General features: G+C 49.3%; 20 protein-coding genes and 1 pseudogene. 1 reads left to right on the forward strand and 20 read right to left on the reverse strand.

The annotated features are described in order from the left end of the window. Window position 1: 1 nt before the first annotated feature. The 19 genes from rpsE to rpsJ form a co-directional block, all read right to left on the reverse strand. Window positions 2-502 (reverse strand): 30S ribosomal protein S5, encoded by a 501-nt coding sequence (gene rpsE, locus Q1A40_RS21950; protein WP_211993949.1) that lies wholly within the window; start codon window positions 500-502, stop codon window positions 2-4. A gap of 14 nt (window positions 503-516) precedes the next feature. Then, a complete protein-coding gene (gene rplR / locus Q1A40_RS21955; RefSeq protein WP_300005634.1) occupies window positions 517-870 on the reverse strand; it encodes a 50S ribosomal protein L18 in 354 nt (117 codons plus the stop codon). Window positions 871-879: 9 nt separating this feature from the next. Next, complete coding sequence (gene rplF, locus Q1A40_RS21960) at window positions 880-1413, reverse strand: 50S ribosomal protein L6 (RefSeq protein ID WP_300005636.1); 534 nt, start codon at window positions 1411-1413, stop codon at window positions 880-882. A 13-nt stretch (window positions 1414-1426) separates the two neighbouring features. Then, complete coding sequence (gene rpsH, locus Q1A40_RS21965; RefSeq protein ID WP_300005639.1) at window positions 1427-1819, reverse strand: 30S ribosomal protein S8; 393 nt, start codon at window positions 1817-1819, stop codon at window positions 1427-1429. Between the two features lie 33 nt (window positions 1820-1852). Then, a complete protein-coding gene (rpsN, locus tag Q1A40_RS21970) occupies window positions 1853-2158 on the reverse strand; it encodes a 30S ribosomal protein S14 (protein WP_259053736.1) in 306 nt (101 codons plus the stop codon). A 14-nt stretch (window positions 2159-2172) separates the two neighbouring features. Next, window positions 2173-2712 (reverse strand): 50S ribosomal protein L5, encoded by a 540-nt coding sequence (gene rplE, locus Q1A40_RS21975; RefSeq protein WP_300005644.1) that lies wholly within the window; start codon window positions 2710-2712, stop codon window positions 2173-2175. A gap of 14 nt (window positions 2713-2726) precedes the next feature. Next, window positions 2727-3041, reverse strand: coding sequence for a 50S ribosomal protein L24 (gene rplX, locus Q1A40_RS21980; RefSeq protein ID WP_300005647.1), 315 nt, complete (start codon window positions 3039-3041; stop codon window positions 2727-2729). A gap of 10 nt (window positions 3042-3051) precedes the next feature. Further along, complete coding sequence (rplN, locus tag Q1A40_RS21985) at window positions 3052-3423, reverse strand: 50S ribosomal protein L14 (RefSeq protein ID WP_008457164.1); 372 nt, start codon at window positions 3421-3423, stop codon at window positions 3052-3054. A gap of 165 nt (window positions 3424-3588) precedes the next feature. Further along, the gene (gene rpsQ / locus Q1A40_RS21990) at window positions 3589-3843 is read right to left on the reverse strand and encodes a 30S ribosomal protein S17 (protein WP_300005652.1); all 255 of its coding nucleotides are present in this window, start codon (window positions 3841-3843) and stop codon (window positions 3589-3591) included. Beyond that, window positions 3843-4034, reverse strand: coding sequence for a 50S ribosomal protein L29 (gene rpmC / locus Q1A40_RS21995; RefSeq protein WP_300005655.1), 192 nt, complete (start codon window positions 4032-4034; stop codon window positions 3843-3845). Before rpmC ends, rpsQ begins: the two co-directional genes overlap by 1 nt. Next, window positions 4034-4444, reverse strand: coding sequence for a 50S ribosomal protein L16 (gene rplP / locus Q1A40_RS22000; protein WP_015962145.1), 411 nt, complete (start codon window positions 4442-4444; stop codon window positions 4034-4036). The genes rpmC and rplP overlap by 1 nt, the downstream gene beginning before the upstream one ends. An 11-nt stretch (window positions 4445-4455) precedes the next feature. Further along, the gene (rpsC, locus tag Q1A40_RS22005) at window positions 4456-5154 is read right to left on the reverse strand and encodes a 30S ribosomal protein S3 (protein ID WP_006817277.1); all 699 of its coding nucleotides are present in this window, start codon (window positions 5152-5154) and stop codon (window positions 4456-4458) included. A 17-nt stretch (window positions 5155-5171) separates the two neighbouring features. Further along, window positions 5172-5504, reverse strand: a complete 333-nt coding sequence (rplV, locus tag Q1A40_RS22010) for a 50S ribosomal protein L22 (protein WP_002919773.1) — start codon at window positions 5502-5504, stop codon at window positions 5172-5174. A gap of 13 nt (window positions 5505-5517) precedes the next feature. After that, on the reverse strand, window positions 5518-5796 hold the full coding sequence (gene rpsS, locus Q1A40_RS22015; RefSeq protein ID WP_001138115.1) for a 30S ribosomal protein S19: 279 nt from the start codon (window positions 5794-5796) through the stop codon (window positions 5518-5520). 16 nt (window positions 5797-5812) lie between these two features. Then, window positions 5813-6634, reverse strand: coding sequence for a 50S ribosomal protein L2 (rplB, locus tag Q1A40_RS22020; RefSeq protein WP_300005682.1), 822 nt, complete (start codon window positions 6632-6634; stop codon window positions 5813-5815). Window positions 6635-6651: 17 nt separating this feature from the next. Then, window positions 6652-6954 (reverse strand): 50S ribosomal protein L23, encoded by a 303-nt coding sequence (gene rplW / locus Q1A40_RS22025; protein WP_300005685.1) that lies wholly within the window; start codon window positions 6952-6954, stop codon window positions 6652-6654. Further along, window positions 6951-7556 carry a 50S ribosomal protein L4 gene (gene rplD, locus Q1A40_RS22030; RefSeq protein ID WP_300005688.1) on the reverse strand — a complete coding sequence of 202 codons (606 nt, stop codon included), beginning with the start codon at window positions 7554-7556 and terminating at the stop codon, window positions 6951-6953. Before rplD ends, rplW begins: the two co-directional genes overlap by 4 nt. Before the next feature lie 10 nt (window positions 7557-7566). Then, the gene (rplC, locus tag Q1A40_RS22035; RefSeq protein WP_042326256.1) at window positions 7567-8196 is read right to left on the reverse strand and encodes a 50S ribosomal protein L3; all 630 of its coding nucleotides are present in this window, start codon (window positions 8194-8196) and stop codon (window positions 7567-7569) included. Window positions 8197-8227: 31 nt separating this feature from the next. Then, window positions 8228-8539: a 30S ribosomal protein S10 gene (gene rpsJ, locus Q1A40_RS22040; RefSeq protein WP_001181005.1), complete on the reverse strand. Its 312-nt coding sequence runs from the start codon at window positions 8537-8539 to the stop codon at window positions 8228-8230. Between the two features lie 378 nt (window positions 8540-8917). Between rpsJ and Q1A40_RS22045 the strand changes: the two genes are divergently transcribed. After that, entirely contained in the window at window positions 8918-9385 is a 468-nt protein-coding gene (locus tag Q1A40_RS22045; RefSeq protein ID WP_300005708.1) for an A24 family peptidase, read from the forward strand. 74 nt (window positions 9386-9459) lie between these two features. Here Q1A40_RS22045 and Q1A40_RS22050 read toward each other — a convergent pair. After that, window positions 9460-9531, reverse strand: a pseudogene (locus Q1A40_RS22050) (elongation factor Tu); the annotation flags it as partial.

Here is a 9531-nt window from a genome sequence, read left to right on the forward strand (position 1 = left end):
ATTACCCCCGAATTTCTTCAACGGATTTACCACGCTTGGCAGCGACCATTTCTGGTGACTTCATATTCGCCAGGCCATCGATAGTTGCACGAACCACGTTAATCGGGTTAGTAGAACCATACGCTTTAGCCAGAACGTTATGAACACCAGCTACTTCCAGAACGGCGCGCATTGCACCACCGGCAATGATACCGGTACCTTCGGAAGCAGGCTGCATGAATACGCGAGAACCTGTATGCACACCTTTAACAGGGTGCTGCAGGGTGCCGCTATTCAGCGCGACATTAATCATATTGCGACGAGCTTTTTCCATCGCTTTCTGGATCGCTGCTGGAACTTCACGCGCTTTTCCGTAACCAAAACCGATACGACCGTTACCATCGCCTACCACTGTCAGTGCAGTGAAGGAGAAAATACGACCGCCTTTTACGGTTTTAGATACGCGATTTACCGCGATCAGCTTTTCCTGCAGTTCGCCAGCTTGTTTTTCGATGTGAGACATCTTACACCTCTACCTTAGAACTGAAGGCCAGCATCACGGGCAGCATCTGCCAGTGCCTGGACACGACCATGATATTGGAAACCAGAACGGTCAAAAGCAACAACAGTGATGCCTTTTTCCAGTGCGCGCTCTGCAACAACTTTACCAACAGCAGTAGCAGCGTCTTTGTTTCCTGTATACTTCAGTTGCTCAGCGATAGCTTTCTCTGCAGTAGATGCAGCTACCAGAACTTCAGAACCGTTTGGTGCGATGACCTGTGCGTAAATATGACGCGGGGTACGATGTACCACCAGACGAGTCGCACCCAGTTCTTTGAGCTTGCGACGTGCGCGGGTCGCACGACGGATACGAGCAGATTTCTTATCCATAGTGTTACCTTACTTCTTCTTAGCCTCTTTGGTACGCACGACTTCGTCGGCGTAACGAACACCCTTGCCTTTATAAGGCTCAGGACGACGGTAGGCGCGCAGATCTGCTGCTACCTGGCCGATAGACTGTTTGTCAGCACCTTTCAGTACGACTTCAGTCTGAGTCGGACATTCAGCAGTAATCCCCGCTGGCAGTTTATGCTCGACAGGGTGAGAAAAGCCCAGGGCCAAGCTCACAACGTCGCCTTTAACTGCTGCACGATAACCTACACCAACCAGCTGTAACTTCTTAGAGAAGCCTTCGGTAACACCGATAACCATTGCGTTCAACAGCGCACGAGCAGTACCCGCTTGGGCCCATCCGTTTGCAAAACCTTCGCGCGGAGCGAAAGTCAGTGCATTTTCAGCATGTTTAACAACAACCGCATCGTTGATAGTACGAGTCAGCTCGCCGTTTTTACCTTTGATCGAAATAACCTGACCGTTGAGTTTTACCTCTACGCCTGCAGGAACAACGACCGGTGCTTTAGCAACACGAGACATTTGATTCCTCCAATTAAGCTACGTAGCAGATAATTTCGCCACCAAGACCTGCCTGGCGCGCTGCACGATCAGTCATAACACCTTTGGAGGTAGAAACAACAGCAATACCTAAACCAGCCATAACTTTTGGCAGCTCATCTTTTTTCTTATAGATGCGCAGACCTGGGCGGCTTACACGCTGAATGCTCTCTACCACTGCCTTGCCCTGGAAATACTTAAGAGTCAGTTCCAGTTCAGGCTTAGTGTCGCCTTCAATCTTAAAATCTTCAATATAGCCTTCTTCCTTAAGCACGTTGGCAATTGCCAGTTTCAGCTTGGAGGAAGGCATGGTGACCGCAACTTTGTTCGCGGTCTGACCGTTACGGATACGGGTCAGCATATCCGCGATCGGATCTTGCATGCTCATCTGTGTCTACTCCCGTGATTCAATTGGTGACAATTACCAGCTAGCCTTCTTCAAGCCAGGTACTTCACCGCGCATAGCGGCTTCACGTAGCTTGATACGGCTCAACCCGAACTTGCCCACATAACCATGTGGACGACCAGTCTGGCGGCAGCGGTTACGCTGACGGGACGGGCTGGAATCACGCGGCAGAGTCTGCAACTTGAGAACAGCATTCCAACGATCTTCGTCGGTCGCGTTCACATCAGATATGATAGCTTTTAATTCAGCGCGTTTTGCGAAGAATTTATCAGCTAAAGCAGCGCGTTTAACTTCGCGTGCTTTCATTGATTGCTTAGCCATGAAGTAACCCTACCTTACTTGCGGAACGGGAAGTTAAAGGCAGCCAGCAGAGCACGGCCTTCATCATCAGATTTCGCAGTAGTGGTAATGGTAATATCCAAACCACGAACGCGATCGACTTTATCATAGTCGATTTCTGGGAAGATGATCTGCTCACGGACACCCATGCTGTAGTTTCCACGACCGTCGAAAGATTTCGCAGGCAAGCCACGGAAATCGCGGATACGCGGTACAGCAATAGAGATCAGTCGCTCAAAGAACTCCCACATGCGCTCGCCACGCAGAGTCACTTTACAGCCGATCGGATAGCCCTGACGGATTTTGAAGCCTGCAACTGATTTGCGGGCTTTGGTGATCAACGGCTTTTGACCGGAGATTGCTGCTAAGTCAGCTACTGCGTTATCCAGCAGTTTCTTATCAGCGATCGCTTCACCAACACCCATATTCAGGGTGATCTTCTCGACCCGAGGGACTTGCATGACAGAATTGTAGTTAAACTCAGACATGAGTTTTGTAACTACTTCGTCTTTGTAGTAATCATGCAGTTTCGCCATCGTACTACTCCAAATTACTTGATAGTTTCGCTATTAGATTTGAAGAAACGGACTTTTTTGCCCTCTTCGAATCTAAAGCCTACACGGTCAGCCTTGCCGGTTGCCGCATTGAAGATAGCAATGTTAGAAACCTGAATAGCAGCTTCTTTTTCAACAATGCCGCCTGGTTGATTCAGAGCCGGTTGAGGCTTCTGATGTTTCTTAACCAGGTTGATACCTTCAACGATGACCTTGCCGGAAGACAGGACATTCTTAACTTTACCGCGCTTACCTTTATCTTTACCGGTTAACACGATAACTTCGTCATCACGACGGATTTTAGCTGCCATGATTCGCTCCTTAGAGTACTTCTGGTGCCAGAGAGATAATTTTCATGAACTTCTCATTACGTAGTTCACGAGTTACCGGCCCAAAAATACGCGTGCCGATTGGCTGCTCGCTGTTATTGTTTAAAATAACGCATGCATTACCATCGAAGCGAATGACAGAACCGTCCGGGCGACGAACACCCTTCTTGGTGCGCACAACTACCGCTTTCAGAACATCGCCTTTCTTCACCTTACCACGTGGAATTGCTTCCTTGATGGTAATCTTGATGATGTCGCCGACGCCTGCGTAGCGACGGTGCGAGCCACCCAGAACCTTGATACACATTACGCGACGCGCGCCGGAGTTGTCGGCCACGGTCAGCATAGTCTGTTCTTGGATCATTTCAGTGCTCCGCTAATGTCATCTACTACTTCGGGACCTGAGATCAGGTCGTTAAAAAGCCCCATTAAACGAGGGCGCGGCATTATAACACCGGTTCCAAGAAATGGGTAGAAAAAATAAACGGCTCAGTTCTGAGCCGCTTATTTGGTTAGAAAACGCAGTCTATTACAGAACCGCTTTTTCTACAACGCGAACCAACGTCCAAGACTTAGTCTTAGACAGTGGGCGGCATTCGTGGATTTCCACCACGTCGCCGATGCCACATACGTTGGCTTCGTCATGTACGTGCAGTTTGGTCGTACGCTTGATGAACTTACCGTAAACCGGATGTTTCACAATACGTTCGATGGCAACAACAATGGATTTCTCCATTTTATTGCTGACAACGCGACCTTGCAGAGTACGGATTTTATCGGTCATTACGCACCCGCCTTCTGAGTCAGTAAAGTCTTAACACGTGCCACATTACGACGCACTTGCTTTAACAGATGAGTCTGTTGCAACTGGCCGCTTGCAGATTGCATGCGCAGATTGAACTGTTCGCGCAGCAGGTTCAGCAGCTCGGTGTTCAGCTCTTCAACGCTCTTTTCACGCAGCTCTTTTGCTTTCATTACATCACCGTCTTAGTTACAAAGGTGGTTTTGATCGGCAGTTTCGCTGCTGCCAGCTTGAATGCTTCACGGGCAAGCTCTTCAGACACACCGTCCATTTCATACAGGACTTTGCCTGGTTGGATCAAGGCAACCCAATACTCTACGTTACCTTTACCTTTACCCATACGAACTTCAAGCGGCTTCTCAGTAATTGGTTTGTCCGGGAATACACGGATCCAAATTTTACCTTGACGCTTAACTGCACGGGTCATTGCACGACGTGCTGCTTCGATCTGACGAGCAGTCAGACGACCACGGCCAACAGCTTTCAGACCGAAAGTGCCGAAGCTAACATCCGTACCCTGCGCTAAACCACGGTTGCGGCCTTTGTGCACTTTACGGAATTTTGTACGCTTTGGTTGTAACACAGCGACTCTCCTTACTTACGGCCTTTACGCTGCTGCTTTTTAGGTTGAGCAGCCGGTTCCGGTTGTTCAACAGCAGCCATGCCACCCAGGATCTCACCTTTGAAGATCCACACTTTAACGCCGATTACACCATAAGTGGTGTGGGCTTCAGATGTATTATAGTCAATGTCAGCACGCAGGGTGTGCAATGGCACACGACCTTCACGGTACCATTCGGTACGTGCGATCTCAGCGCCGCCCAGACGGCCGCTAACTTCAACTTTAATACCTTTAGCGCCAAGACGCATTGCGTTCTGTACAGCACGCTTCATCGCACGACGGAACATAACACGACGTTCCAGCTGTGAAGTGATGCTATCAGCAACCAATTTAGCGTCCAGTTCAGGTTTCCGAACTTCAGCGATATTGATCTGTGCAGGAACGCCAGCGATATCCGCTACGACCTTGCGCAGTTTTTCTACGTCTTCACCTTTCTTACCGATAACGATACCAGGACGAGCGGTGTGAATAGTCACACGGATGCTCTTAGCTGGACGCTCGATAACGATACGAGATACAGACGCTTTAGCCAGTTCCTTAGTAAGGTACTGACGTACTTTAAAATCGCTGTCCAGGTTGTCAGCGAATTCTTTGGTGTTCGCAAACCAAGTAGAGTTCCATGGTTTTACAATACCCAGGCGAATACCATTAGGATGTACTTTCTGACCCATTGCTAGTCTCCAGAGTCTCAGCGATCGGACACAACCACAGTAATGTGGCTGGTGCGCTTCAGGATGCGATCTGCACGACCTTTTGCACGCGGCATAATGCGCTTCATGCTTGGGCCTTCGTCGACGAAAATTTTCGCCACTTTCAGATCGTCGATGTCAGCGCCATCGTTGTGTTCAGCGTTAGCAATGGCAGATTCTAAGACCTTCTTAACCAGTACAGCCGCTTTCTTGTTGGTGTAGGTTAAAATGTCCAGAGCCTGCGACACTTTCTTACCGCGAATCAGGTCAGCCACCAGGCGAACCTTCTGAGCAGAAGAACGAGCGTGGCGATGTTGAGCTAAAGTTTCCATCTCTTCCTCCTACTTATTTTTTCTTGGCTTTTTTATCAGCCGCGTGGCCGCGATAAGTACGGGTCGGTGCAAATTCACCCAGTTTGTGGCCGACCATTTCGTCGGAAACAAATACCGGAACATGCTGACGACCATTATGGACAGCGATGGTCAAACCGATCATATTTGGAAAGATCGTTGAACGACGGGACCAAGTGCGCAGGGGCTTCTTGTCACCGCTTTCCACCGCTTTCTCTACCTTCTTCAGCAAGTGCAGGTCAATAAAAGGACCTTTCTTGAGAGAACGTGGCATGGCTTATCCTCTAAAATTATTTGCTACGGCGACGTACGATGAATTTATCAGTACGCTTGTTGCTACGGGTCTTCTTACCTTTGGTTTGAACGCCCCACGGAGTTACCGGGTGCTTACCAAAGTTACGACCTTCACCACCACCATGTGGGTGATCGACTGGGTTCATCGCAGTACCGCGAACGGTAGGGCGAATACCACGCCAGCGAGAAGCACCTGCTTTACCCAGAACGCGCAGCATATGCTCAGCGTTACCGACTTCGCCCAGTGTAGCGCGGCAGTCAGCTTCGACTTTACGCATTTCACCAGAACGCAGACGCAGGGTTACATAAGCACCATCACGTGCAACGATCTGCACATAGGTACCAGCAGAACGTGCCAGCTGACCGCCTTTACCTGGTTTCATTTCTACGTTATGAACGGTAGAACCAACCGGGATATTGCGCATCGGCAGGGTGTTACCTGCTTTAATTGTAGCATCAACGCCAGACTGAATCTGATCGCCAGCTTTCAGGCCTTTAGGGGCCAGGATGTAACGGCGCTCACCGTCTTTGTACAGAACCAGTGCGATATTCGCAGAACGGTTCGGATCGTACTCAAGACGTTCAACAACTGCCGGGATACCATCTTTGTTGCGTTTAAAGTCAACAATACGGTAAGCCTGCTTGTGACCACCACCGATATGACGGGTAGTGATACGACCATTGTTGTTACGGCCACCGGACTTGCTGTTTTTCTCCAGCAACGGAGCAAAAGGCTTGCCTTTATGCAACTCAGGGTTAACCACTTTAACTACGTGGCGACGACCCGGAGATGTCGGTTTACATTTAACAACTGCCATTGTCTTTCTCCTCCGACTTACTCAGCGCCGCCGACGAAGTCCAGATTCTGGCCTTCCTTCAGGGTGACGTAAGCTTTTTTCCAGTCGCTACGACGACCGATACGCTGTCCGTGACGCTTAGTTTTCCCTTTAACAACCAGGGTATTCACGTCTTTAACTTCTACTTCGAACAGTTTCTCTACAGCAGCAACGATCTCTGCTTTAGTCGCGTCTGTTGCAACTTTGAGTACGATGGTATTGGTTTTTTCCATCGCGGTAGATGCTTTTTCAGATACGTGCGGCGCGCGCAGTACTTTCAGCAGACGTTCTTCACGGATCATGCCAGCATCTCCTCAACTTGCTTAACTGCTTCAGCAGTCATAACGACTTTGTCGAAGGCGATCAGGCTAACTGGATCGATTGCTGCTACATCGCGAACGTCAACCTTATGCAGGTTACGCGCTGCCAGGAACAGATTCTCATCCAGTTCACCGGTAACAATCAGCACATCTTCCAGAGCCATGTCTTTCAGTTTCTGAGCAAGCAACTTAGTTTTAGGTGCTTCAACAGAGAACTGCTCGACAACGATCAAACGATCCTGACGTACCAGTTCGGACAGGATGCTTTTCAGCGCTCCGCGGTACATCTTTTTGTTAACTTTTTGACTGTGGTCCTGTGGACGTGCAGCAAAAGTTACGCCACCTGAACGCCAGATCGGGCTCTTTGCAGAACCTGAACGCGCACGGCCGGTACCTTTCTGACGCCATGGTTTCTTACCGGAACCAGTTACTTCAGCACGAGTCTTCTGAGCACGAGTACCCTGACGAGCACCAGCTGCATAAGCAACTACGACCTGGTGAACCAGTGCTTCGTTGAAGTCACGACCGAAGGTAGTTTCGGAAACAGTCAGCGCGCTTTGCGCGTCTTTCACTACTAATTCCATTGCTATCCCCTTACGCCTTCACAGCTGGTTTAACAATCAGGTCGCTACCGGTTGCACCGGGAACTGCACCTTTCACCAGCAGCAGGTTGCGCTCAGCGTCAACACGTACTACGTCCAGGCTCTGAACGGTTACGCGCTCGTTACCCAGCTGGCCTGCCATTTTCTTGCCTTTGAACACTTTGCCCGGAGTCTGGTTCTGACCGATAGAACCCGGTACGCGGTGAGACAAGGAGTTACCGTGAGTGGCGTCCTGGGTACGGAAGTTCCAGCGCTTAACGGTACCTGCGAAACCTTTACCTTTAGAGGTACCGGTTACGTCTACTTTTTTAACTTCAGCAAACAGCTCAACGCTAATGCTCTGACCGACGGTGAACTCTTCGCCTTCTGCAAGGCGGAATTCCCACAGACCACGACCCGCTTCAACACCTGCTTTCGCAAAGTGTCCAGCTTCTGGCTTGGTCACACGGTTAGCTTTTTTAGCGCCAGTGGTTACCTGAACAGCACGGTAGCCATCGTTAGCCAGGTCTTTAACCTGAGTAACACGGTTTGCTTCTACTTCGATAACGGTTACTGGGATAGAAACACCATCTTCAGTGAAGATACGGGTCATACCCACTTTTTTACCGACTAAACCAATCATTGTTTCAACCTCTCAATCGTCAATGACCTGATTAACCCAGGCTGATCTGCACGTCTACACCGGCAGCCAGATCCAGACGCATCAGAGCATCAACGGTTTTCTCAGTTGGCTCAACGATGTCAACCAGACGCTTATGAGTGCGGATTTCGTACTGATCACGCGCGTCTTTGTTGACGTGCGGAGAGATCAGAACAGTAAAGCGCTCTTTGCGGGTCGGCAGCGGGATCGGACCACGAACTTGCGCACCAGTGCGCTTAGCAGTCTCGACGATTTCCGCAGTTGATTGATCGATCAGACGATGATCAAACGCTTTAAGGCGGATACGGATTCTTTGGTTCTGCATGAGACCAGAGCTCCAATTATTTTATAGACGAAAAAAATTACTACTCACATCCATTACGATTGATGGAGGAGTGTAATCGTTCATACATAGTCCCACAATTGGGGACATTGTTTGATGCAATCAAATTAAAACTGACCGCCATCAGTGTTCATATCGAACTTGCTGCCTATTAGGACAGCCCGCGCATTATACGGCTTTTTGGTTTGCTTGCAACCCACCCGGCTTAAAATTTCACCGGATAAGCTGAATTAGTTCTTCTCACGAGGGCTCATATCACTATTTGTGCACTCGTACGCAAGGTTAACCGCCTCTTTTCGCAGCACACTCGGATTGCGTTACGCTTTGCTCATATTTTCTCAAGGAGGAGAATTTCAGCACATGATACCCGAGACATTGAATGGCACATTACTGGTCGGCACCCTGTTCTATTTCAGTTTTGCCACCTGCTTAGCCATCACTGACTACCGAACTGGTTTACTTCCGGACAAGCTCACCCTACCACTCTTGTGGCTCGGGCTCATTTTCCATACGTGGACGAATTCCGATAAGCTCACCGATGCCATTTATGGTGCCGTCTGTGGCTATCTTGCATTATGGTTACTTTTCTGGTGTTTTTTCTGCTTAAGTAAGCGCGAAGGTTTAGGCTACGGGGACTTTAAATTACTGGCAGCGATTGGGGCCTGGAATGGCTGGCAAAGTTTGCCTCTGGTACTGATTATTGCTTCAACTACCGGAATTGTCGCCTGTATGGTGTTACGCATCATTCAAAAAAAATGGCCAGCACAACTCCCCTTTGGCCCTTGTCTGGCAGCCGCAGGTTGCGGAGAGTTTATTTGGCAGATTTGAACGAGGAAAAAAGTATTAGAAAGTAAAAAGGACATCCGAAGATGTCCTTTTCTATTACATAAAGTAATTAGCGATTAGCTGATAACTTTAGCAACAACGCCCGCGCCTACAGTACGGCCGCCTTCACGGATTGCGAAACGCAGACC

Source organism: uncultured Cedecea sp. (genome assembly GCF_947498825.1).
Lineage (GTDB): Bacteria > Pseudomonadota > Gammaproteobacteria > Enterobacterales > Enterobacteriaceae > JGM124.